The organism is Pseudomonas sp. 478 (genome assembly GCF_003254125.1).
Classification (GTDB): Bacteria; Pseudomonadota; Gammaproteobacteria; order Pseudomonadales; family Pseudomonadaceae; genus Aquipseudomonas.
This window is the reverse complement of record NZ_QKZG01000005.1, coordinates 154,033-175,555: the sequence shown is the minus strand read 5'-3', so window position 1 is coordinate 175,555 and position 21,523 is coordinate 154,033. Positions and strand designations below refer to the sequence as shown.

Annotated in this window: 22 protein-coding genes and 1 pseudogene; 8 read left to right on the top strand and 15 right to left on the bottom strand. The window is 58.1% G+C overall.

Annotated elements, in window-relative coordinates; translation table 11 throughout:
• Nucleotides 1-23: 23 nt before the first annotated feature.
• From DFS28_RS12585 to DFS28_RS12545, 9 genes are all read right to left on the bottom strand, one after another.
• The gene (locus DFS28_RS12585) at nt 24-1,304 is read right to left on the bottom strand and encodes a hypothetical protein (RefSeq protein ID WP_111450043.1); all 1,281 of its coding nucleotides are present in this window, start codon (nt 1,302-1,304) and stop codon (nt 24-26) included.
• A 47-nt stretch (nt 1,305-1,351) separates the two neighbouring features.
• Nucleotides 1,352-2,092: a hypothetical protein gene (locus DFS28_RS12580; protein ID WP_111450042.1), complete on the bottom strand. Its 741-nt coding sequence runs from the start codon at nt 2,090-2,092 to the stop codon at nt 1,352-1,354.
• Nucleotides 2,093-2,126: 34 nt separating this feature from the next.
• Nucleotides 2,127-2,807, bottom strand: a complete 681-nt coding sequence (locus DFS28_RS12575) for a C39 family peptidase (RefSeq protein ID WP_111450041.1) — start codon at nt 2,805-2,807, stop codon at nt 2,127-2,129.
• A 62-nt stretch (nt 2,808-2,869) separates the two neighbouring features.
• Complete coding sequence (locus DFS28_RS12570) at nt 2,870-4,336, bottom strand: heme utilization protein (RefSeq protein ID WP_111450040.1); 1,467 nt, start codon at nt 4,334-4,336, stop codon at nt 2,870-2,872.
• Nucleotides 4,337-4,387: 51 nt separating this feature from the next.
• Nucleotides 4,388-4,960 carry an adhesin gene (locus DFS28_RS12565; RefSeq protein WP_111450039.1) on the bottom strand — a complete coding sequence of 191 codons (573 nt, stop codon included), beginning with the start codon at nt 4,958-4,960 and terminating at the stop codon, nt 4,388-4,390.
• A 1-nt stretch (nt 4,961) separates the two neighbouring features.
• Nucleotides 4,962-5,399: a hypothetical protein gene (locus tag DFS28_RS12560; RefSeq protein ID WP_111450038.1), complete on the bottom strand. Its 438-nt coding sequence runs from the start codon at nt 5,397-5,399 to the stop codon at nt 4,962-4,964.
• A gap of 329 nt (nt 5,400-5,728) precedes the next feature.
• Entirely contained in the window at nt 5,729-6,253 is a 525-nt protein-coding gene (locus DFS28_RS12555; RefSeq protein ID WP_111450037.1) for an AAA family ATPase, read from the bottom strand.
• Nucleotides 6,250-6,813 carry a nicotinamide riboside transporter PnuC gene (gene pnuC, locus DFS28_RS12550; RefSeq protein ID WP_111450036.1) on the bottom strand — a complete coding sequence of 188 codons (564 nt, stop codon included), beginning with the start codon at nt 6,811-6,813 and terminating at the stop codon, nt 6,250-6,252. The genes DFS28_RS12555 and pnuC overlap by 4 nt, the downstream gene beginning before the upstream one ends.
• A 258-nt stretch (nt 6,814-7,071) precedes the next feature.
• Nucleotides 7,072-8,706, bottom strand: a complete 1,635-nt coding sequence (locus tag DFS28_RS12545) for a methyl-accepting chemotaxis protein (protein ID WP_111450035.1) — start codon at nt 8,704-8,706, stop codon at nt 7,072-7,074.
• Nucleotides 8,707-9,000: 294 nt separating this feature from the next.
• On the opposite strand from DFS28_RS12545, the gene DFS28_RS12540 reads away from it, so the two are divergent.
• Nucleotides 9,001-9,831, top strand: a complete 831-nt coding sequence (locus DFS28_RS12540) for an undecaprenyl-diphosphate phosphatase (protein ID WP_111450034.1) — start codon at nt 9,001-9,003, stop codon at nt 9,829-9,831.
• On the top strand, nt 9,828-10,256 hold the full coding sequence (locus tag DFS28_RS12535) for a DUF1294 domain-containing protein (protein WP_111450033.1): 429 nt from the start codon (nt 9,828-9,830) through the stop codon (nt 10,254-10,256). Before DFS28_RS12540 ends, DFS28_RS12535 begins: the two co-directional genes overlap by 4 nt.
• On the opposite strand, the gene DFS28_RS12530 is transcribed toward DFS28_RS12535, so the two are convergent.
• Together DFS28_RS12530 and DFS28_RS12525 are read right to left on the bottom strand one after the other, a co-directional pair.
• Nucleotides 10,253-10,612 (bottom strand): MmcQ/YjbR family DNA-binding protein, encoded by a 360-nt coding sequence (locus DFS28_RS12530; RefSeq protein WP_111450032.1) that lies wholly within the window; start codon nt 10,610-10,612, stop codon nt 10,253-10,255. The two genes, DFS28_RS12535 and DFS28_RS12530, sit on opposite strands and share 4 nt — an antisense overlap.
• Nucleotides 10,609-11,517 carry a LysR substrate-binding domain-containing protein gene (locus DFS28_RS12525; protein WP_111450031.1) on the bottom strand — a complete coding sequence of 303 codons (909 nt, stop codon included), beginning with the start codon at nt 11,515-11,517 and terminating at the stop codon, nt 10,609-10,611. Before DFS28_RS12525 ends, DFS28_RS12530 begins: the two co-directional genes overlap by 4 nt.
• Nucleotides 11,518-11,646: 129 nt before the next feature.
• Here DFS28_RS12525 and DFS28_RS12520 point away from each other — a divergent pair, with 129 nt between their 5' ends.
• Entirely contained in the window at nt 11,647-12,258 is a 612-nt protein-coding gene (locus tag DFS28_RS12520) for an FMN-dependent NADH-azoreductase (RefSeq protein WP_111450030.1), read from the top strand.
• Between the two features lie 180 nt (nt 12,259-12,438).
• On the top strand, nt 12,439-13,476 hold the full coding sequence (locus DFS28_RS12515) for a dienelactone hydrolase (RefSeq protein WP_111450029.1): 1,038 nt from the start codon (nt 12,439-12,441) through the stop codon (nt 13,474-13,476).
• Between the two features lie 103 nt (nt 13,477-13,579).
• Here DFS28_RS12515 and DFS28_RS12510 read toward each other — a convergent pair whose 3' ends face one another.
• Together DFS28_RS12510 and DFS28_RS12505 are read right to left on the bottom strand one after the other, a co-directional pair.
• On the bottom strand, nt 13,580-14,767 hold the full coding sequence (locus DFS28_RS12510; RefSeq protein ID WP_111450028.1) for an MFS transporter: 1,188 nt from the start codon (nt 14,765-14,767) through the stop codon (nt 13,580-13,582).
• Between the two features lie 180 nt (nt 14,768-14,947).
• On the bottom strand, nt 14,948-16,537 hold the full coding sequence (locus DFS28_RS12505; protein ID WP_008149954.1) for an ABC-F family ATPase: 1,590 nt from the start codon (nt 16,535-16,537) through the stop codon (nt 14,948-14,950).
• Between the two features lie 496 nt (nt 16,538-17,033).
• Here DFS28_RS12505 and lpxO point away from each other — a divergent pair, with 496 nt between their 5' ends.
• Nucleotides 17,034-17,933 carry a lipid A hydroxylase LpxO gene (lpxO, locus tag DFS28_RS12500; protein ID WP_111450027.1) on the top strand — a complete coding sequence of 300 codons (900 nt, stop codon included), beginning with the start codon at nt 17,034-17,036 and terminating at the stop codon, nt 17,931-17,933.
• A gap of 120 nt (nt 17,934-18,053) precedes the next feature.
• On the opposite strand, the gene DFS28_RS12495 is transcribed toward lpxO, so the two are convergent.
• A complete protein-coding gene (locus DFS28_RS12495) occupies nt 18,054-18,902 on the bottom strand; it encodes a Ku protein (RefSeq protein WP_111450026.1) in 849 nt (282 codons plus the stop codon).
• A 203-nt stretch (nt 18,903-19,105) separates the two neighbouring features.
• On the opposite strand from DFS28_RS12495, the gene DFS28_RS12490 reads away from it, so the two are divergent.
• From DFS28_RS12490 to DFS28_RS30850, 3 genes and pseudogenes are all read left to right on the top strand, one after another.
• The gene (locus DFS28_RS12490) at nt 19,106-19,462 is read left to right on the top strand and encodes a hypothetical protein (RefSeq protein WP_111450025.1); all 357 of its coding nucleotides are present in this window, start codon (nt 19,106-19,108) and stop codon (nt 19,460-19,462) included.
• Between the two features lie 51 nt (nt 19,463-19,513).
• Nucleotides 19,514-20,665 (top strand): PQQ-dependent sugar dehydrogenase, encoded by a 1,152-nt coding sequence (locus tag DFS28_RS12485; protein WP_111450024.1) that lies wholly within the window; start codon nt 19,514-19,516, stop codon nt 20,663-20,665.
• Nucleotides 20,666-20,724: 59 nt separating this feature from the next.
• Nucleotides 20,725-20,823: pseudogene (locus tag DFS28_RS30850) on the top strand (magnesium transporter CorA family protein); the annotation flags it as partial.
• 145 nt (nt 20,824-20,968) lie between these two features.
• Here DFS28_RS30850 and DFS28_RS12475 read toward each other — a convergent pair.
• Complete coding sequence (locus tag DFS28_RS12475; RefSeq protein WP_111450023.1) at nt 20,969-21,304, bottom strand: DUF2834 domain-containing protein; 336 nt, start codon at nt 21,302-21,304, stop codon at nt 20,969-20,971.
• Between the last annotated feature and the right edge of the window lie 219 nt (nt 21,305-21,523).

The window sequence follows — 21,523 nt, the reverse complement described above, 5'->3', positions numbered from 1 at the left end:
GCGGGTTTTTTGTGGGTGGCGGATTAGAAGTAGTACGGGAATTTCAGGCTGAAGGAAAAGTCTGGCGAGTCGTCGGTCAGGCCGATGGCCAGGTTGGGAACGATCGTCAGGTTATTGGTTGCTGCCAGGGTCATGCCGATGTTGAAGTTGGCCGAGTTGTAATCGCTGTTGGTAATCGACTGCCAATCGCCACCGTCCGGCTTGATTTTGCTCTTGCGGGCGAACTGGTCGGTGAACGAGAACGACATACTCATCTTCTCGTTCAAGGCGAATGCAATGCCGCCGCCGACCTGCCAGGAATTGCCCAGTTTCACGTCCCCGGGCACCTTGGAGTTGACCTGAGGGCTGATGTCGCTGAAAGAGTCTTCAAGGTTGTAGGTGTAGGCCAGGCTGCCGAACAGCACGGCCGGGTCGAAGGTCTTGACCAGCGAGATGCCCGGGGTGATCGACCAGACACCGTTGCCGGTTGGCAAGTCCTCAGGTACCGAGAGGTTATCGTTGTCCGATTCCTGGACCAGCTTGATGCCGTATGGATCCTTGCCGGTAGGCGCCTTGACGCGAAATGTAACGACCGCATCGGGCAGGTTGACCGACTCATCCAGAAACTTGTAAGCAACACCAAAGTTCACATCGCCGATGGTCGGGTCGCGGGTAACGGTGGCGTCCGACGTCACCGGTCCTGCGCCACCGGCGCCACCGGAGGAATACGTTGATTCGCGATAAACCACAGGAACGTTAATGTCGAACTGCCAGCGTTGTCCTGTGTTGTAGCGGGCGGTCAGGTCTAGGGTCCAGTTATCAGCCTTGATGCGGTCGATATCGATGTTGCCAAGAAAAATCGAGTCCAGTGCCAGAAAGCCATTGAGCGTCAGCGCACGGGTATCGTAGTGCGTGTAGGTCACGCCAGTTTCGAAGCTGAACTTGCCGCCACCGAAGAAGCCGCTGGCTTCGTCATACAGGTTGGAAACGCTTTGTGCAGGCTCCGAATCATCCTTGAGCGATTGGCCGTATGAACTGCCTGTGGTTCCCGGTGCACCGGCGGCCAAAGTCTGGCCACCCTTGGGCGTTTCGGCGGGGGATTTGGTCAGGCGTTTGGGAGGCGGTGTCGCAGGTGTTTCTTCTACTTGGCGAACGCGTTGCTCGAGTACCATCAGCGCGTTCTGTTGTGCTTCGTAACGCTGTTTCAACTCCATGAGTTCTTGTTTTAGTAACTCGACCTGGGGGTCCGGTGCTGCGTATAGCAGTGTCGCCGGGGCCAGGCTACTCAAACAAACGATGGTTCTGAACGTCAACGATCGGTGCATGGGTTAGCCGTCCCTTTCTGACTTCATCTGATGAAACTGAGCGTAGATCAGAATCCTTGGGTGCGAAGACCTTTGAGCTGGTCCAGATTGCCGTTCAGCGAACCGCCTGTCGCCACGTTGTCACGCAGCACGACATTGAGGGACGTTAGGTTGCGGACCTGGTTGCCACCGCCGAGCAAAGTTGTGTTTTGCATCAGTCCACCCTGGGCGAGACGTTGTACGGTACTGCCCTGATTGTTGTTGGCCACGATGTTGAGTTGCACACCGTTACGGGTCGAGGTAATGCTCAGCGCGCCCGCGCCATTAGCGTCGGCCAACGTCGAACCTGCGGTCAATGCCTGGCCCTGCTGTTGCGTTGTTGGTGCCTGGTCAGCCCGTGTAACGTTGATATCAACGTTGTTGTAGGCAGTGTTATGGTCGCCGGCAGCACGCACGACTTGAGTGACGCCTTCGGTGCTGTTGAGGCCGCTGCCGCCAGTGACGGTGCCGGTGCCTTGCGAACTCGCTGAGCCATTACCTTTTTCATTGATGATCGACACATAAAACTGTGGCTGGATGGTCGATTGTTGAATTTGCATCGAGGAAGTCGCCCCGATCACTTCACCGTTGGCGTTTTGCCAAGTGCTGGTCATGACGATGCCAAAACTGATGATCCGTCCCGGCATGACATAGCGGCCTCGCAGGGTTGCCAGTTCGTGATCGTTAAGTTCAATGGGTTTGAACATCTGTGCCTGGGTCGGCAGGCTGGCGGCCAGGCAAACCACTGCCAGCCAGATTGGAGTCTTCATTGGAATGCTCCCGGAGCGTCGTGCTCCCTTGTTATTAGAAGAAGTCACTCTGGATGAATCCGAAATCCATCAACTCTGCGTCTTGCACCGGGCTGAAGGTGTTGATGCGGTTCTTGGCGGTCAGCGGCAGGGGTGGGTCGAGCAACGCATTGGCTTTGTCGTAGCCCTGACCGATGACGGCAAAGATGATGCCGTTCCAGCCTTTTACAAAGTCCTCGACTTTGTAACGTTTATGACCGAGTACTGGATCTCCGATATATACCCAGCCGTTATGAACTCGTTGCATGACCACAAAGTGTTTGTAGCCACGGATATCCATGAGTACCACAACCGGAATTCTGATCTCGCTCAACGTTTGCGTCGCTACCCGGTAACCACGGGCGCGCATGCCGAGACTTTCCACGTAGCGCTTCATGTCGAGCATGGAAAAACCCTGGACGCGGACAAGATCCTGATCAGAGTGTGCCAGCATGCCTTCGATGATTTGTTCTTCGTTCACGTCCAGCCAATAGGCTTGGCGCAATATCGTCGCCAGCGCAGCTGCGCCGCAACTGAAGTCGGTTTTCTGTTGCACCAGGTCGGCAAATTTACGCTCGCGTATGCTCTGGATCGGCTTATATACCAACGCGCCGCCTGGCAGGACGGCAAGCGGCAGTTGTGCAGCCTCGATCACACTGGCCACGCAAAGCAAAATTGCCAAGGCGATAATGCGCATAGTGGGATGCCTTCTGGTGTGTTGAAAAAAGGCCCCCGTAAGGGGGCCTCCAGAGACAGCAATTAGAACGACTGGTTGGAAATGGCCAACGAGTTGCTTTGTTGGTTGCCCACACCAGCAGCCACGTTGACGCCCAGGTTGCCACTGCCACCATTCACCGAACCGCTCAGGGTTGCAGTGTTGGTCACAGGGTTAGCCCAGCCAGTTGGAGTCAGCACTTGATAGGAGTAGGTGTTGCTCAGATCAAATGAACTGCTCTCACTGAAGCTTCCCGCTTTTGCGAACTCGGATTCGGACGATTTCGAGCCCGATTTTTCGAACGAAGAGGCGGACGATTTCTCGAACGATTTATCGAACGATTTTTCGAACGAGGAATCGCGCGATCTGTCGTACGAGGAGTCTCGCGATCTGTCGTACGAGGAGTCGCGAGATCTGTCGAACGAAGAATCGCGAGATCTGTCGTACGAGGAATCGCGCGATACGTCAAGCGATGCGTCAAGCGATGCGGTAAGCGATGCATCGGCACTCCTGCTGCGGGTGCGATCGCCATTGCCATTATTGAAGGTAACGGAACTGGAAGCCGCGGCAGCAGCGTCCAGGGAAGCGCTCAAGGAAGCGCTCAACGATGAACTCGAAGAACCGCTTGCACTGCTGCTGTTGGAACCGCTTGCAGAACTGCTGTTAGAACCGCTCGCAGTACTGCTGTTGGAACCGCTCGCATTGCTGCTCTTCGAACCGCTTATATCAACGCTAAGGGAACCGCTGGAATTAGAGCTCTTGGCACCGGCCGCGGCCCAGCTCGAAGAAGCGCTTTCACTGCCGCTGGCCTCGAACGACTTGTCTTTAGAGAAACTACCGCTGGCCGTTTTGGTAAACGTTAGCGTATCCACGGTGTAGGTCCGATCAGCTTTGTTATCCACTGTCAGGCCAGGACCGCCTTGATTGGCAGAGGCGGTGGCTGATGCGTTACCCAACGGAGCATTGGAGTTGGCAATTGCCATGGTGTTTTTCTGTTGGTTGAGGTCGCCGCCAGCAATGTTGATCCCCATATTGCCGCTGCTGCCATCGCCCGATCCACTCATCACGGCAGAGTTTGTGACGCCGTAGTTCCAGACCTTGTTGTTGCTGCTGTATTGCGTGACTCGAGCGGTAGCTTCGGAGTTGCCAAACACGAAGCTGTTATCGAGGCTGGAGGTGGAGCCAGCGTTTGCGATGGCGGCCGCGTTGTCTTGTTGGTTGCCGGCGCCTGCTGCGACGTTGACGCCCACGTTGCCGCTCGCGCCTGAGCCAGAGCTGCTCATCTCGGCTGAGTTCTGAGTCCCTTCGTTGTAGATGCGGTTGCCGGTGTTGGACTGCCTATCGTTCGCATTGGCGGTCGCGTCGGTATGGATCCAGGTTGGAGGAGGAGTGTGGTGATCGTTGTTATGACCATGGTGGCCACGCCGATCGTTCTGTCCAGCTTGTGCAGCAACAGCCAAGACCGCAGCGATTGCAAAAACCAGAGGTTTTATTGCCATCGAAGGTTTCATGGTGGTTCTCCGTACTTATTTTAGGTTAAGTGTTGTACCTACCTGTTTGGGTCAGTCCGTGACCCGTACGCTCAGGGTATTGGCCGTTCGGTTTCCCACCCCGGCGCTCTGATTCAACTGGATCACCCCACGGCTACCGGTGAAGGCCTGATCGCTGGTAGCGACCTGGCGATAGCCTGGTGCAGAGTCAGTTGGATCGGAGTTGGTGATCAGCGTCACGTTCTGTTGCCTGAGGACGCTGTCGTCGATGCTTTGTGGCTGTGTGCCAATGCTTATCCGCAGGGCATTGGCTTGCTGGTTGCTGGCACCCGCGCTCTGGTTGACACCCAGTACGCCGTTACCGTGGCTGAAGGAGTTGCCTTGAATGCTGGACCGGGCATCGATCCTGGGGTCGACCACCGTACGCAGCCGTTGGCGAATCTGTGTGGTCGCGCTGGCTCCATGGCCAACGGCGATGGCCCGGGCGTTCGCCTGCTGCTGCAGGTCGCCGGCAGCCTGATTGACCCCGAGGTTGCCCTGGTACTGGGCGCCCGAACCGTCGATGTTGGCGTTATCGATGACGGGGGATTGGGCGAAGGTCGATGCACTGCAAAACATGGCGATAATCAGCAGCGTACGATTCATCTTAACGGTCTCCCGTTATGACTTTCAGAGCACCCAGGCCTTGCTGGACGCTTGAATTGACCATGTTGGCAATGCCGCCGCCAGCATTTCCCGAACGTCCGGCGGGGAGGTTGGAAAGCTGGGTCTGGTTGGTGATATTGCCGCTCAGGTTGCTGGTGCCTTGGGCGACCAGGCGTGTGATGCTTGAACCACTGGCGACGCTGGCAAAGTCGCCGTCGCTCAATTCGCTCGTTTGCGCGAGGATTTCTTTGGACGGGTTGGCATTGGCGGTCGTGGGGCTAGGGTCGGGCATCATCGGCGCACGCGTTGCCATGCGCGGCTGGACATCCCGTTTGATAATAATGATGCCGTTGTCAGCCTGTACCGGCATGCAGACACTTGAGCCCAGTGCACATCCGATCAGCAGCAGGCTAAAAAAGTTGTTATCAGGTTTCCCCACGGCGGCAATTCCTTCTGTGAGTGGAGCGCTGGCCCTTATCAGCGTTGCGAGGAAGAGAGCAGAAGGTGTGCCGGTTTTAGTTTTTCTTTTGAAAACAGGTGGTTGGATTTAATTGTCGAGGTAGTCAAAAAATTGTGTAACGCCACTGAGACAGGGCCACGCAAAAACGCCGTCGATGTTGGCGGTATTGCTCGCTAAGGGCGCTGAAGGCAGGTTGTATCAGAGGCTTAACATTTTCTTGCAGGAGTGCTTGAGCCGCTTTAGCTCGTTGGTTTGCGCAGGGGTAGATGTTTCAGGAATGGACATATTCGGCAGGGCGCGGGGGGCTGTCAGGTCGTGAGCAAGTGCGTCACAGCGTCGAATGCCGCGTCCTTGCGTTGTTGCCAATCACCTTGCAGCACCTGGCAAGGCCTGTGGTGCAGGTCAAGCCATTGGCGGCTGGCCTGGAAAAATGCCTGGCGTTCTGCCAGTTGCGGTTGGCAACGCTGCCCGTCGTCATGCCAGGCCACGGTTTCAGGGCTCAGCAGCAAATGCAGGTCGTAGTGCCGTGTCAGCAATGCTTGCTCGATCCATGTCGGACAAGCGCCAAACAAGGTCTGGCTCCAGAGGATGTTACTCAGCAAGTGAGTGTCGAGAATCAGCAAATGGGGTTGCCGGGCGCGTGCCTCGTCCTCCCATCTAAGCTGGCCATGTGCTATTGATGCAATGTCATCGTAGCAGGTTTCGCGGGCTTCGCTTTCGATGAAGTGCCTAACGTACTCACCGACCAATATGCCGCCAAAATTGGCGTGAATCTCACTCGAAAGCCAGCTTTTGCCGCTGGATTCCGGCCCTGCCAGCACCAGCACCTTCATGTACGCAACGCCGGATCGGCCCGCCATTCTCGCCAGCCTTGCACGGCAATCAGGGCGAACAGCGCGTAGAGCCCGGCGGTCAGGTACAGACCTTTGTAGATAAACAGTCCGACGAAGATCACATCCAGGGTGAACCACAGCGGCCAGCATTGAACGCGTTTTTGCGCCATCCATAACTGCGCCACCAGGCTGAAGCCAGTGAGTGCCGCATCGAGCCAGGGTTGTGCGGCATCGGTCCAGTTCGCCATTGCAGCGCCCAGTAACAGACTGCCGACCGCGCCAATGATCAGACCGATAGCAACCGATTTACCGTCGAGCAGGCTGACCTGCCGACCTTGGTGTGCGTCACCCGCATGTGTCCACTGCCACCAGCCATAGAGCTGCAATGCGGCGTAGATCACCTGCAGGAGCATGTCCGAGTAGAGCTTCACCTCAAAAAAGATCCAGCTATAAAGCAGCACCATGACCAGACCGATCGGCCAGCACCAGGGGTTCTGTTTGACCGTCAACCAGACGGCAATGACACCGAGGGCAGCGGCAAACAGTTCAAGCCCGGACATGGCGGTACCTTGGGGAAATCGAAGAGGGGGCGGATTGTAACGGCAGGCGCTGCCAAGTAGAACCGGCGTACACACACTGTGTAGCAGCTGCCGAGCCTGTGGCGAGGGGATTTAGCGAAACGTCGCACCGCCCCGTTCGGCGGCGAAGCCGTCGTAATCCATTGGACGCGGTGTGGCTGGAAAAACAGGGGCCGCTTCGCAGCCCAACGGGGATAAATCCCCTCGCCACAGGCTTGGCAGCTGCTACAGGGACTGTCGTTACACCCGGAACTGCTTGAGCAGCCCGTTCAACTGCTCACTCAATTCCTTCAGGTGAACGCTGGCCACGCTCGACTGTTCAGCCGCCAGCGCCGTGCTGTGGGACAAACCGGCGGCCTGGGTGACGTTCTGGTTGATGTCCTCGACCACATGCGCCTGTTGCAAGGTCGCGCTGGCGATGGAGGCGTTCAACCCGTTGAGGTTGCGCAGCGCCTGGGCAATGGCATTCAGGCTTGCGCCGGCCAGGCCGGCCTGCTCGATGGTCAACTGCGATGCACGGCTGCTGTCACCGATCACTTTGACCGCTGCTTCGGAGTGGCTTTGCAGGCGTTCGATCATCGACTGGATCTCGGCCGTGGACTTCTGGGTGCGCTGGGCCAGCAGTCGCACTTCATCGGCCACCACCGCAAAACCGCGACCTTGCTCGCCGGCCCGGGCGGCTTCGATGGCCGCGTTGAGGGCCAGCAGGTTGGTTTGCTCGGCGATGGAACGGATGACTTCGAGAACGCTGCCGATCTGCGTGCTTTCGGCGGCCAGGGTACGAATGACTTCCACCGCTTGATCGATGGTGGAGGACAGCTTGTCGATCTGTTGCAGGCTGCCATCGATGTTGACCTGACCTTGCTGCGCCTGAGACTCGGCATCGCGCATTTCGCTGGCGGCGTGCTCGGCGTTTTTCGCGACGTCGTGCACGCCATACGTCACTTCATTGATTGCTGTGGCCACCAGTTCCATTTGCTGGGATTGTTGCTGACTGCGTTGCTGGGCCTGGGCGGCGTCGTTGCCCAGTTCACTGGAAGACTGGCCCAGGGCACTGGCGGACACTTGCAGTTCTTTGATCACCAATCGCAGCTTGGCGGTGAAGGCGTTGAAGTGGCGTGCCAGTTGCGTGACTTCATCCTGGCCATGGGTATCGAGGCTGTGAGTCAGGTCGCTTTCGCCGCTGGCGATGTTGGCCATGGCGTTCACGGTTTCCTGCAGTGGACGCACGATGCTGCGGGCAATCAGGATGACCAACAGCACCATGATCAGGGCAATCACCAGCCCCACGAACGAGGCCTTCCACACCTGGCCATAGAACTCGGCCTGCATGTCATCGATGTACACGCCCGAACCGATCACCCAACCCCAGGGCTCGAAGAGTTTGATATAGGAGGTTTTCTCTACCGGCGCGCTGGCGCCCGGTTTCGGCCAGCGATAGTCGACGGTGCCGGCACCCTTGGTCTTGGCGACGGCGACCATTTCGTTAAACAGGGCAAAACCGTCGGGGTCGCGGATCGCCGAGAGGTTCTGGCCATCAAGTTTCGGGTTGGCCGGGTGCATGATCATCACCGGCGTCAGGTCATTGATCCAGAAGTAGTCATTCTGGTCATAGCGCAGGCCGCGAACGGCGCTCAGTGCCTGCTTCTGTGCGGCGTCGCGGGTGAGGGTGCCGGCAGTTTCGAGGTCGTGGTAATAGGTCAGAATACCGCTGGCGGTTTGCACCACATGCTGGGTTTTCTGAGCCTTGGCGTGGTACAGGTCATCGTGAATCTGCTTGAGCATCAAGACGCCCAACGTCAATAGCATCAGGACGGCCACGATCAAGATGAGCCACAAACGTCGGCTGATCGACATACTGCGCAAGCTGTTCATAACGCTGTCACTCCGGTTTCTCTTTCTTGTAATAAATGATCGCCAGCATCCAACCACACTTTGCCAATCGGTCATATCCGACCCAAGTCCAATTACGCGGCAGCGTTAATCAGACTTGTCTGATAGGATTTCGGCCCCGCATGGAAAAACCTGAATCCCAGTCGATTTTTCACGGAATTTTTATGGTTCCGTCTGGATTCTATGCGCGCGGCGCAGCAGCGACGCTGACCGCAATCAACGTTCTGAAAAAATATTTACGGGGCATGCCTTGGCGCAATGCTTCTTGGGGGATTGATGGATCTTTGGACTGCCTTTTCGGCATTGATTCTTGGGGTTGTAGAAGGGCTGACGGAGTTTTTGCCGATTTCCAGTACCGGCCACCAGATCATCGTGGCTGACCTGCTCAACTTCGGTGGCGAGCGGGCCATCGCTTTCAACATTATTATTCAGCTGGGGGCGATTCTGGCGGTGGTGTGGGAGTTCCGCCGCAAGATCATCGATGTGGTGACCGGTTTGCCAACGCAGCCCGGCGCTCGCCGCTTTACTGCAAACCTGTTGATTGCTTTCATGCCGGCCGTGGTATTGGGGGTGATCTTTTCCGATTTGATCCACGAGTACCTGTTCAACCCGATCACCGTTGCGACGGCGTTGGTTGTGGGCGGGATCATCATGTTGTGGGCCGAAAAGCGTCAGCATGAAGTGCATGCCGAAACCGTTGATGAGATCACGTGGAAAGACGCCCTGAAAGTCGGCTTCGCCCAGTGCCTGGCGATGATTCCCGGGACCTCACGCTCCGGCTCGACGATCATTGGTGGCTTGTTGTTTGGGCTGTCGCGCAAGACCGCTACCGAGTTCTCGTTCTTTCTGGCGATGCCGACCATGGTCGCTGCGGCGGTTTACTCGGGCTTCAAATACCGCCACCTGTTCGTCCCGTCGGATTTTCCGGTGTTCGCGATCGGCTTCGTCACAGCGTTCATCTTCGCGATGATTGCCGTCAGAGCCTTGCTCGTGTTCATCGGCAGCCACAGCTATGCGGCGTTTGCCTGGTATCGCATCGCGTTCGGCCTGGTCATCCTGGCCACCTGGCAGTTCGGTTGGGTTGACTGGACTGCGGTCAAGCCATGAATGACGCCAGTGCGCGCAACAACCCTGGGCACAAGCCCGCAGGAGAGGTTCGCAATCTCCAGCTGAAACTGTTGCTGTTTGCGGTCCTGTGCGCGCTGCCGTTGTTTGGCTCGATGTCGTTGTGGCTGCGCGGGGTTTCCGTGATTCCCCTGGCGGCTTACGGGGTCGTCAGCCTGCTGGCGTTCTTGCTGTACTGGAGCGACAAGCGCAAGGCGCGCGCCGACCATTGGCGCACACCGGAGAACGTGTTGCATGCGGTGGAACTCGCCGGAGGCTGGCCGGGCGCTTTACTGGCCCAGCAGCTGTTTCGGCACAAGACGCGCAAGCTCTCGTTTCAGCTGGTGTTCTGGATCATCGTGTTGATGCATCAGGTGTTCTGGATCGACCAGCTGTTTCTCGGCGCCCATCTGTTCGCGCTGCTTTAAAGCAGCAGTCCGACCTGGGTGCGCTTGGGCAACTTGCTCACCACCAATTGATGGGAACGCTGCAACAAGCCTTGCAGCTCTTCAGGGCCCAACGGGTAGGGCGTTTCCATGATGATCCACTGAGCCCGCGCCAGATACGGCGCCGGGCGGATACCCGGGCGGTCGCAATGACCGAGAAACACGTCCTTGTCGACCTTGAAGGCCAGGGATTCGCCCCGCAGATTCTGCAAGGCAAACATCTTGTTCCCGGCAATCGAAAACACCCGCACGCCACCCCACTTGTAGTCTTCCCGCGCGCCCGGCAGCGCGAGACAGAATTGCGCGACATCCTCTTCGCTCATACGTCCAGCCTTCATATCAGTCGGTCCCCGCAGGCATTGAATGATTCGATCAAATGGTCGAGCCAGGCGCGTACGGCCGGCATCACCCCGCGCCGATGAGGGTAGACCGCTTGCAGCCAGCCGCCAGGCAACGACCAGTCGGGCAGCAGCTGCACCAGCGTGCCGTTTTCCAGTTCCTGCTCGCAATACATCATCGGCAGCATGGTAAAACCCTGGCCGGCGAGGGTGCAGGCCTTGCGCACGATAAAGTCATCGATGCCCAATCGCGCCTCGAGGGTGAGATCGCAGCTTTTGCCCTGTTGGTCGAGCATGCGGATATGCACCAGGCGGTCGGCTTCGAGGGCGCCGAGCACGGGCAGGTTTTTCAAGTCTTCGGGGTGGTTGATTTCACGGCCGTGCAAAAATCCGGGGCTGGCGACCATTGCCATCTGCGCCTGGCGCAAACGTCGGGTGACCAGCAGCGGATCCTCATCGCCCAACTCACGCACCCGCAGCGCCACATCGACGCCCTCGGTCACCAGGTCGACGCGGCGGTTGAGCAACATGACCTCCAGTTGAACATGAGGATATTTCTCAAGGAAATCGCTGATCACTGTCGGCAGAATTTCGTGGGCCAGCCCGACGGGGCAAGACACGCGCAAACGCCCGCGAGGTTCACTCGACATGCTGGCGACGGCTTCATCGGCCATCTCGGCTTCCAGCAGCATTGCCTGACAGTGCCGCAAGTAACGTTCACCCACGGCAGTCAGTTTCAGTTGGCGGGTGGTGCGTTGCAGCAGGCGCGCGCCAAGGCGTTCTTCCAGTTCGGCAATGCGCCGCGACAACCGCGACTTGGGAATTCCGAGCAAACGCCCGGCCGCGGCGAAGCCATCGGCTTCAACCACCTTGGCGAAGTAGTAGAGATCATTGAGGTCTTGCATGGTGGACGCTCGATTGTTCTATCAGTGGGACGAACTATCGCATTGTTGCCGACTAATCAGCTATTAGTTTCGTCTGTAGGATTCTCCCCATCAGATCGCCTCGTGGCGATCCTCACCTGGAGATCCCACATGAAACTGCTGCATATCGATTCGAGCATTCTTGGTGACAACTCGGCTTCCCGTCAGCTGAGTAGCGAAGTCGTTAAAGCCTGGCAAACCGCCGAGCCGACTGCCGTGGTGACCTACCGCGACCTGGCCGCCGATGCCATCAGCCATTTCTCCGCCACGACCCTGGTTGCCGCCGGCACCACCGCTGAACTGCGCAACGCCGCGCAGCAACACGAAGCCGAGCTGAGTGCCACCACCCTGGCCGAATTCCTCGCCGCCGATGCCGTGGTGATTGCAGCTCCGATGTACAACTTCACCATCCCGACCCAACTCAAGGCCTGGATCGACCGCATCGCCGTTGCCGGTCAGACCTTCCGTTACACCGAAGCCGGTCCTGAAGGCCTGTGCGGTGGCAAGAAAGTCGTCATTGTTTCGACTTCCGGCGGCCTGCATGTGGGTCAGGCGACTGGCGTTGCTCACGAAGAGTACTTGAAGGTGCTGTTCGGCTTCATCGGTATCACCGACATCGAGTTCGTCCGCGCCCATGGCCTTGCCTATGGTGACGAAGTCCGCACCAAAGCCATGAGCGACGCTCACACGCAAATCAGCGAGCAGTTGTTCGCCGCCGCGTAAAGCGTGTGTAAAGAAAATCAAACAGCTCGGGCAATAACCAAAAAACTCTGTATTCTGATCACGCAAGTGTCAGATACGGAGTTTTTTGTTTCTGACTATTTCGGAATTTCATTAAATAGTGGCCCGAGTTATGCAGTCGAGGGTTACCGTCTCCGGTCCAGTAACAAGGTGGGGCATCCCATGGTGCGTCTTTGTGCAATTTTACTGATTTGCCTGCTCAGCAGCCTGAACTCAGTGCACGCCGCGCCTGCGCCGCATCCTCACTGGAGCGTCGGCTTCCATGAGATGAGTTTTCTTGACCCTCTGGACTTGCAGCCGATGCGCGCCATCGCCTTCTACCCCTCCAGCGAGAAGGAACACTCCAGCATCCTCGAGGGCTACACGGTCGAAGCGGGCGAAGACACCCGAGTTGCCATCGGTCGTTTCCCGATGCTGATGCTGTCCCACGGCAACATCGGAACCCCGCTGGCCTTGCATGACCTCGCCACGTCGCTGGCACGCAAAGGGTTTGTTGTGGTGGCGGTGATCCATCCCGGTGACAACTCCAAAGACCACAGCCGCCTCGGTACGTTGAGTAACCTTTACGGTCGGCCCATCCAGATTTCCGAAGCCATTACCGCGACGCTGGGCGACCGAATGCTCGCGCCCTTCGTCAATGCCGATCAGGTCGGTGTGATCGGTTATTCGGCGGGCGGGGAGACGGCGCTGATTCTGTCCGGCGCGACACCCGACCTGGACCGTCTGCGTCGCTATTGTCAGGAGCGCCCGGACGACCGCGATGCCTGCAACACCCAAGGCGAATTGATTGCTGACCGTGATGACTTGCAGCCGGTGGCTGACCCGCGGGTTCGCGCCTTGCTGCTCATGGCGCCACTGAGCCTGAAGTTTGGCCGTCATACCCTGGCCGATGTGCATGTGCCGGTGCTGCTCTACAGCGGCGACGGCGACAAACTGGTGGCGTTCGACAAGAATGCCGCCGCCCTGGCGCGCAAACTGCCGATCGCACCGGACTTCAAATTGCTGGTCGGGGCAGGGCACTTTGTGTTCCTGGCGCCTTGCAACGAAGAGCAGATCATCGCCATGCCGGCGCTGTGTACCGATGCCGATGGCGTCGATCGCAAAGACATTCATCGCAACATGATTTCCGAAGCCGGGCGTTTCTTCTCTCATGCGCTTGGCAAACCGACCCGGGCCGGAATGCAGACCGCCGATCAATAATGTGGGAGCGGGCTTGCTCGCGAAGGCGGCCTATCTGACGGCTAAAGTGTTGAATGTGACGCCGCCATCGCGAGCAAGCTCAGCTCCTACAGGGGTTGCAGTGTCAGGCCATTGCGCGGCGTTTCAGTAACAACGTCAAACCGAGGCCAGTCACCGACAACAACGCCGCGCTAAAGAATATCCACGTGTACCCCAGATTCAACGCCACGGCGCCCATCAACGGCCCGGCAATCGCCAAGGCCAGATCGAAAAACACTGCGTAAGCACTCAATCCCGCCCCGCGACTGGAATTGGGCACTTGCTTGATCGCTTCGACCCCCAACGCCGGATAGACCAGTGACAGACCGAATCCGGTCAGGCCTGCGCCAATCAGCGCATAACCGGTCGAAGGCGCGAGCCACAGCAACACCAGGCCCGCCGTCTCAATGCTCATGCAGGCAATGGCCGAGATGAACCCACCGAAACGGCTGATGCTGGAGATGAACAACAATCGCGCCAGGATGAAACACACGCCGAACACCGTCAGGCAGTAAGCCGCGCCGGCCCAGCCACGGCTGACGTAATACAGGGTAATAAAGGTGGTCAGGGTGCCGTAACCGATGGAGGCGAGGCTCAGGCTCGCGCCGAACGGCGCAATGCGCCCGAACACCGCCCAGAACGGCAGGCGCTCGCCGCGAATCACCGGCACCGAGGGTTTGTTTCGGATCAGCAACAACGCCGCCAGCGCCAGCACCGACAGTGCGATCCCAAGACTGGCGAACCCCAGCTCGCCAACCATCACCACGCCCAGCGGTGCACCAATGGCGATGGCGCCGTAGGAGGCGATACCGTTCCAGGAGATCGATCGTGCGGTATGTTCCACGCCCACCTGACCCATGCACCAACTGATGGTGCCGACCCCGATCAAGCCCTGGGCAATCCCCAGCAACAAGCGACCGGCAATCAGGATCAACAGGCTCAGCAACGGAAGACTTTGCAGCAGCGTTGAAATCAATGTCAGCACGCCGCTCAGCACAATCCCCGATAACCCGTAAACAATCGCCCGTTTGGTGCCGATGCTGTCCGACAGGCGCCCGGCCATTGGGCGGCTGAGCAGGGTGGCCAGGTACTGCGAGCCGATGGTCAGCCCCGCGATGATCGCGCTGAAACCCAGCTGTTCGTGGACATACCCCGGCAACACCGCAATCGGCAGGCCGATGCAGAGGAAGGCAATAAAGGTATAAAAGACGATGGAGACGATCTGCAGGGTGATCGCCATGGAGCTTTGTGGTGGCAGTTGCTGCACAGACATGAGGGCTCGTTCGCGGGCGGCGGTAGGAGAACTGCATCATGGCGCGGGCGCAAAATAAAAGAAAGCAGGCTAACTACTTTCTCCTGAACCGATCATTCCCACGCGGAGCGTGGGAACGATCGCCCCTGAAATGCAAAAAGCCCCGTCACATGGACAGGGCTTTTCAGTTTCAGCAGCTATTTAGAACACAACGCCCTGGCTACGCAGGTAGTCGTCATAGGTGCCGCTGAAGTCGATCACGCCGCTAGGGCTGAGTTCGATAATGCGGGTGGCCAGGGACGATACGAACTCACGGTCGTGGCTGACGAAGATCAGCGTGCCCGGGTAGTTCTCCAGCGCCAGGTTCAGCGCCTCGATGGATTCCATGTCCAAGTGGTTGGTCGGTTCGTCCATGATCAGCACGTTCGGCTTTTGCAGGATCAGCTTGCCGAACAGCATGCGACCTTGCTCACCACCGGAGATGACCTTGACCGACTTGAGGATCTCGTCGTTGGAGAACAGCATACGGCCGAGGGTACCGCGAACGATTTGCTCGCCGCCCTGAGTCCATTGGCCCATCCAGTCGAACAGGTTGCAGTCGTCTTCGAAGTCGTGAGCGTGGTCCTGGGCGTAGTAGCCCAGTTCCGCGGCGTCGGTCCACTTCACAGTACCGGCATCCGGGGTCAGTTCGTTGACCAGGGTGCGCAGCAGGGTGGTTTTACCGATACCGTTCGGGCCGATGATCGCCACGCGCTCGCCGGCTTCAACCTGGAAGCTGAAGTCCTTGAACAGTGTCTTGCCGTCGAAGCCTTTGGCCATGCGCTCGACGATAACGGCCTGACGGTGCAGCTTCTTGGTTTGTTCGAAACGGATGAACGGGCTCACACGGCTCGAAGGCTTGACCTCGGCCAGCTGGATCTTGTCGATCGCCTTGGCGCGGGAGGTTGCTTGCTTGGCTTTCGAGGCGTTGGCCGAGAAGCGGCTGACGAACGATTGCAGTTCGGAGATCTGCGCTTTCTTCTTGGCGTTGTCCGACAGCAGTTGCTCGCGGGACTGGGTCGCCACGGTCATGTACTCGTCGTAGTTGCCCGGGAACAGGCGCAACTCGCCGTAATCCAGGTCAGCCATGTGGGTGCACACGCTGTTCAGGAAGTGACGGTCGTGAGAGATGATGATCATCAGGCTGGAGCGCTGGGTCAGGATGTTTTCCAGCCAGCGGATGGTGTTGATGTCCAGGTGGTTGGTCGGTTCGTCGAGCAACAACACTTCAGGATCGGAGAACAGCGCCTGGGCCAGCAATACGCGCAGTTTCCAGCCTGGGGACACTTCGCTCATCGGGCCGAAGTGCTGCTCGATGCCGATACCCAGGCCCAGCAACAGTTCGCCGGCACGGGATTCGGCGGTGTAGCCGTCCATTTCGGCGAACTCGGTTTCCAGTTCTGCAACGGCCATGCCGTCTTCTTCGGTCATTTCCGGCAGCGAGTAGATGCGGTCGCGCTCGGCCTTGACCTTCCACAGCTCTTCGTGACCCATGATCACGGTATCGATCACGGTGAATTCTTCGTAGGCGAACTGGTCCTGGCGCAATTTACCCAGACGCACGTTCGGCTCGAGCATGACCTGGCCGCCGGACGGCTCGAGGTCGTCGCCGAGGATTTTCATGAAAGTCGACTTGCCGCAACCGTTGGCGCCGATCAGGCCGTAGCGGTTGCCCGCGGCGAATTTGACCGAAACGTTTTCGAATAGCGGCTTGGCGCCGAACTGCATCGTGATGTTAGCTGTAGAGATCAAAGGTTTTTCCTGCGAAGCATTCAGAGTAGCTAGGGTTGCGGCAGTACCGATTCAGTACCCGGTTCCGTTATTCGAACCACAGGAAATGCATCCCGGTCAGAAGCGGAAGGTCCATCTGGCAATAAGTGGACAGCAGCATATGGAGCGCTTGGCCCGAGTCGAAGTGCGCTGAGACGGGGTTCATTCCCGTCGTCAACCAAGGGGGGCGCGTAATGTTTGGCGGCGATTGTACTGGTCTGGCTCTTTAAACGATAGGGCGTTAAGGCCGCACGGCCACTTTGGCAGCACCAGTGGACATATTTTCACCGTTGAAGGTTAACTATTGGTTACAAACTGTGGCTAAAATGCCATCTATCACCTGATGCCGACAGGCGGCATAGGCTCAAGAACGCGCCATTCGGGACCGCTGTTCTTAATTCAGACGCTGCACAAGACCCTTGGGCCGATTGGCCGGCAAGGGACGCAGCTTGTTCATTTCTGACGTGTGACGATTGTTGTGAAATTGATCATTGTTGCTGTTTACGTTGTCTCCATTGCATACGTCCACCTGCGCGGACGCGTGCGCCACAAACTGGGCCGTCAACTGAGCGACCACTCGACATTTCTGGCGCCGATCAACTGCTTCCTTTATCTGTTCTCGAAAATCCCCAACAAGCCTTACCTCAACCCGGCCGAGTTTCCTGATCTGAGTCCGTTGCAGGACCATTGGGAAGAAATTCGCGCCGAGGGCCAGAACCTGCTCAGGGCCGGGGAGATCAAGCGCTCGAATCAATATGACGACGTCGGCTTCAACTCGTTCTTCAAGACGGGCTGGAAGCGTTTCTACTTGAAGTGGTACGGCGACAGCCATCCTTCGGCCATGAAACTTTGCCCGCGCACAACGGAATTGGTGCAAAGCATTAGCTCGATCAAGGCGGCGATGTTCGCCGAGTTGCCACCGGGTTCGAAACTGGTCCGTCACCGCGATCCGTATGCCGGTTCCTACCGCTATCACCTGGGCCTGGAAACCCCGAACGATGCCGGTTGCTACATCAACGTCGATGGCGAGAACTACCACTGGCGCGACGGTGAAGCGGTCATGTTTGACGAGACCTTCATTCATTACGCTGAAAACACCACCGGGCAGAACCGCATCATTCTGTTCTGCGACGTTGAGCGGCCGATGAAGTATCGCTGGGCGACGGCGTTCAACAGCTGGTTCAGCCGTCATGTGATGTCGGCGGCGGGCGCACCGAACGATGCGGGTGACAAGACCGGCGGTATCAACCGCTTGTTCGCCAAAATCTACAAAATTCGCCTTCGCGGCAAAGCGCTGAAGAAGCGCAACCGCAAGCGTTACTACCTCGAAAAGTGGGCGATTTTTGGCGGATTGGTGGCGATTTTTGTACTGATCTGAATGTTCTGTTGCGGCGTATAAAGCCATCGCGAGCAGGCTCGCTCCCACAGTTAATCGCGATCACCTGTGGGAGCGAGCCTGCTCGCGATGGGGCCATAACATTCACCGCACAACCTTCAATCAGCCACGAGAAGTCTTCGTGGCTTTTTTCTGCGCGGCCGGTTTCGTTTTACCCGTGTTCTTGCCACCCAGGCTACGTTTAAGCAGCTCAGTCAGATCGATAACGTCTGCGGTTTTACGCTCCTCTTCGCCAGTGGCCGTTTCCACATCCTCGATCTTTCCTTCATTAGCCTTCTTCTCCACCAAGGCCATGATCTTGTCTTCAAAACTGTCGCGATAATCCTCGGGATTCCAGTCTGCGCTCATGTCCTGAACCAGTCGTTTGGCCATATCGAGTTCACCTTTGGCCAGTTCGGGCTTGGTGACGTCACTGCCCAACTCAAGCGTATCCAGACTTCGCACTTCGGCGGGCCAGCGCAGCATCACCAATACCATCGCCGACTCCAGCGGCATCAGTGCGGCGAGGTGCTGGCGCGTGTGCAGCACAACATGAGCCAGGGCGACTTTATTGGTTTGGCTTAATGTTTCGCGCAACAGCGCATAGACCTTGCCACCGCGTTTATCCGGCGCGAGGTAGTAGGGCGTATCAATGTTTTGCAGGGGAATCTGCTCGCTGTCGACAAAGGAAAAGATGTCGATGGTCTGAGTGGACAGCGGGTGCGCCGACTTGATTTCCTCTTCGCTGAGGACCACATAGCGACCCTTTTCATACTGCACGCCTTTAACGATGTGTTCCTTGGTCACTTCCTTGCCGGTGACCTTGTTGATGCGCTTGTAGCCCACCGGGTCCATGCTGCGGCTGTCGAGCCAGTCGAAATCCACCCCCTGCGAGGATGTCGCCGAGACCAGTGCCACAGGGATATGCACCAGACCGAAACTGATCGCGCCTTTCCAGATTGCCCGTGCCATGGTCGTCTTCTCGCGAGTGATGTTCAGGTGACCTGTGACGCTACGCAAAAGTTTCAGCGGGTTGCGACCCTGTCCTGCGGGCGTATCGGTGGTCCGGTCAACTCGTGTTACATCTTGTGAAGGAGGTTTTAGTTAACAAATCCGAACCCCGGGCGTAGCGTGATATCGAAGTTCCAATCCACGCTGATGTCGAGAGGCTCCCCATGAACAGATTTGTGCTCGGCTGCACCGCGTTGGCGTTGAGTGGCGTGCTGAGCAATCTGGCCCAGGCCGACACCGCGCCGCCTCCTTCTTCACTGCTGTTGGCCCAGAGCCCGACGGGCCGGATCAGCAACCCTTACAACAGCCCGATTCGCCGGGCCAATCCCAACAGCATGCAAGGCACGCAACCCAGTGCGCCGGCCATTCGTGGGCCGAACACAGTGCCGGTGCCGCGCCCTCCGACGCTTGACAATGGTGGCGTCGGCAACCGCTATCCCCAGGATCGCTCGCCTCCCGCCACCCCACCGAAATTCATTCCCAATCCACCTCATCGAGACGCAGACACCAGCAACCGTTGAACGGCACGACAGCGTTCTTGCCAGCCATTCGAACGACAAAAGGAATCGTGCATGTTGCGTAAAACCCTTCTGGCCACACTGTGTGCCAGCGCACTGATCACCGTCACGGCGCCCGTTATCGCCGCGCCAACCCAGAATCTCCAAAGCGAACAGGGCACCCTTGAGGTGACGACAATGACCACGGGGCTCGAACATCCCTGGGCCCTGGCGTTTCTTCCCGATCGCCAGGGGATGCTGGTGACCGAACGGCCCGGCAACCTGCGGGTGGTCAGCGCCGACGGTAAACTTTCCGCACCGCTCAGTGGCGTACCAAAGGTCTGGGCCAAGGGGCAGGGCGGCTTGCTGGATGTGGCGTTGTCGCCCGACTTCAAGCAAGACCGCACGGTCTACTTGTCGTATGCCGAAGGTGGCGGTGAGGGTGACAAGGCCGGGACGGCAGTTGGTCGCGGACGTCTGTCTGACGACCTGACAGCCATCAAGGATTTCAAAGTGATCTTCCGCCAGGAGCCCAAGCTTTCAGTCGGAAACCACTTCGGTTCAAGGTTGGTGTTCGACCGCGACGGCTATCTGTTCATCACCCTTGGCGAGAACAACGACCGGCCGACCGCTCAAGACCTCGACAAGCTGCAAGGCAAGGTCGTGCGGATCAACCCGGACGGCAAGGTGCCGGATGACAACCCCTTTGTCGGTCAGGCCGGCGTACGCCCGGAAATCTGGTCCTACGGCCAGCGCAATCCGCAAGGCGCGGCGCTCAACCCCTGGACCGGCACCCTTTGGGAAAACGAACACGGTCCCCAGGGTGGCGACGAAATCAACATCATCGAGCGAGGCAAGAACTACGGCTGGCCGATAGCAACCCATGGCATCAACTATTCCGGCCAGCCGATCCCGGAAGCCAAAGGCAAGACCGCCGAAGGCACCGTCGCCCCGCACCATGTCTGGGAGAAATCCCCCGGCGTCAGTGGCATGGCGTTCTACGACGCTGACCGCTTCAAAACCTGGCAGCACAACGTGTTTATCGGCGCGCTGGTGAACCAGGAGTTGATCCGCTTGCAGCTCGATGGCGACAAGGTCGTTCACGAAGAGCGATTGCTGAGCGAACTCAACAAGCGCATTCGCGATGTGCGGCAGGGGCCCGACGGGTATTTGTATGTGCTGACCGATGAGGACGACGGCGGCCTGTACAGGATTGGCCTGAAGTAACCGATTCCTGTAGCTGGCGAAGCCTGCTGCTACAGGGTTGTGAAGCTCATTATCGGGCGGCGGGCGTGCCCTGGTGGGTTTCGTATCCGCTGTTTCTGACCGCGATGGCGCTAAATGCGGGGATGATGGTGCTTGGGCTCAGGCGCTTGGCTAAGTAACTTCGGTGGCTGTGAGATTGCCATCGCGAGCAGGCTCGCTCCCACCTTTAATCTCTGGCATTCACAAATTATGTGTTCACAGAAGATCTAATGTGGGAGCGAGCCTGCTCGCGATGGCGATCTCAACGGCACAACAACTCCTGGATCAAACCTGTTGAGTCGCAGCATCAGATTTCCTGCGGCTTTGAAATCCCCGCGCGACCAAATACAACAACGGCCCGATGGATACAAAAATCGCCGTAATCAGCAGATAAGGAATCACCGACAACCGTGACTGCCCACGCTTGCGCGCATCCGTGTACATCCAGATGCCCGCCAGCGTCGCCAGCAGGTACAAATCAATCACCACCTGCGCCGTGTCGGGGCGCGACATCAGGCTGATGCCGAAGTCGATCAATGACTGTTCGGCCTGCAGCATCACCGAAACGGTGTAGCCGGCGAACGCAATCAGGGCCATGAGGGGCAGGGCGACAGACTTCATGGTTTCCTTCCTTGGGACAATGAGCAGAGTCGTCAGCCTACAGAGGCCTAGTAAAATTGGCCATTGACTTGCCATCAGCGCCCGGCTAATTTCCGGGCATGACTTCCACCGTATTGCGCTGCCAGCCAAGCATTATTACCGCCATTCCTTATTTGGCGGGCTAGCTCACGACTGCAGCACCCAACCCGCCCTAGAGGCGGGTTTTCACTTTCTGCCTCC

Coding starts and splice junctions, on each gene's coding strand:
- DFS28_RS12585 (WP_111450043.1), bottom strand. CDS start 1,304: ATGCACCGATCGTTGACGTTCAGAACCATCGTTTGTTTGAGTAGCCTG.
- DFS28_RS12580 (WP_111450042.1), bottom strand. CDS start 2,092: ATGAAGACTCCAATCTGGCTGGCAGTGGTTTGCCTGGCCGCCAGCCTG.
- DFS28_RS12575 (WP_111450041.1), bottom strand. CDS start 2,807: ATGCGCATTATCGCCTTGGCAATTTTGCTTTGCGTGGCCAGTGTGATC.
- DFS28_RS12570 (WP_111450040.1), bottom strand. CDS start 4,336: ATGAAACCTTCGATGGCAATAAAACCTCTGGTTTTTGCAATCGCTGCG.
- DFS28_RS12565 (WP_111450039.1), bottom strand. CDS start 4,960: ATGAATCGTACGCTGCTGATTATCGCCATGTTTTGCAGTGCATCGACC.
- DFS28_RS12555 (WP_111450037.1), bottom strand. CDS start 6,253: ATGAAGGTGCTGGTGCTGGCAGGGCCGGAATCCAGCGGCAAAAGCTGG.
- pnuC (WP_111450036.1), bottom strand. CDS start 6,813: ATGTCCGGGCTTGAACTGTTTGCCGCTGCCCTCGGTGTCATTGCCGTC.
- DFS28_RS12545 (WP_111450035.1), bottom strand. CDS start 8,706: ATGAACAGCTTGCGCAGTATGTCGATCAGCCGACGTTTGTGGCTCATC.
- DFS28_RS12540 (WP_111450034.1), top strand. CDS start 9,001: ATGGATCTTTGGACTGCCTTTTCGGCATTGATTCTTGGGGTTGTAGAA.
- DFS28_RS12535 (WP_111450033.1), top strand. CDS start 9,828: ATGAATGACGCCAGTGCGCGCAACAACCCTGGGCACAAGCCCGCAGGA.
- DFS28_RS12530 (WP_111450032.1), bottom strand. CDS start 10,612: ATGAAGGCTGGACGTATGAGCGAAGAGGATGTCGCGCAATTCTGTCTC.
- DFS28_RS12525 (WP_111450031.1), bottom strand. CDS start 11,517: ATGCAAGACCTCAATGATCTCTACTACTTCGCCAAGGTGGTTGAAGCC.
- DFS28_RS12520 (WP_111450030.1), top strand. CDS start 11,647: ATGAAACTGCTGCATATCGATTCGAGCATTCTTGGTGACAACTCGGCT.
- DFS28_RS12515 (WP_111450029.1), top strand. CDS start 12,439: ATGGTGCGTCTTTGTGCAATTTTACTGATTTGCCTGCTCAGCAGCCTG.
- DFS28_RS12510 (WP_111450028.1), bottom strand. CDS start 14,767: ATGTCTGTGCAGCAACTGCCACCACAAAGCTCCATGGCGATCACCCTG.
- DFS28_RS12495 (WP_111450026.1), bottom strand. CDS start 18,902: ATGGCACGGGCAATCTGGAAAGGCGCGATCAGTTTCGGTCTGGTGCAT.
- DFS28_RS12490 (WP_111450025.1), top strand. CDS start 19,106: ATGAACAGATTTGTGCTCGGCTGCACCGCGTTGGCGTTGAGTGGCGTG.
- DFS28_RS12485 (WP_111450024.1), top strand. CDS start 19,514: ATGTTGCGTAAAACCCTTCTGGCCACACTGTGTGCCAGCGCACTGATC.
- DFS28_RS12475 (WP_111450023.1), bottom strand. CDS start 21,304: ATGAAGTCTGTCGCCCTGCCCCTCATGGCCCTGATTGCGTTCGCCGGC.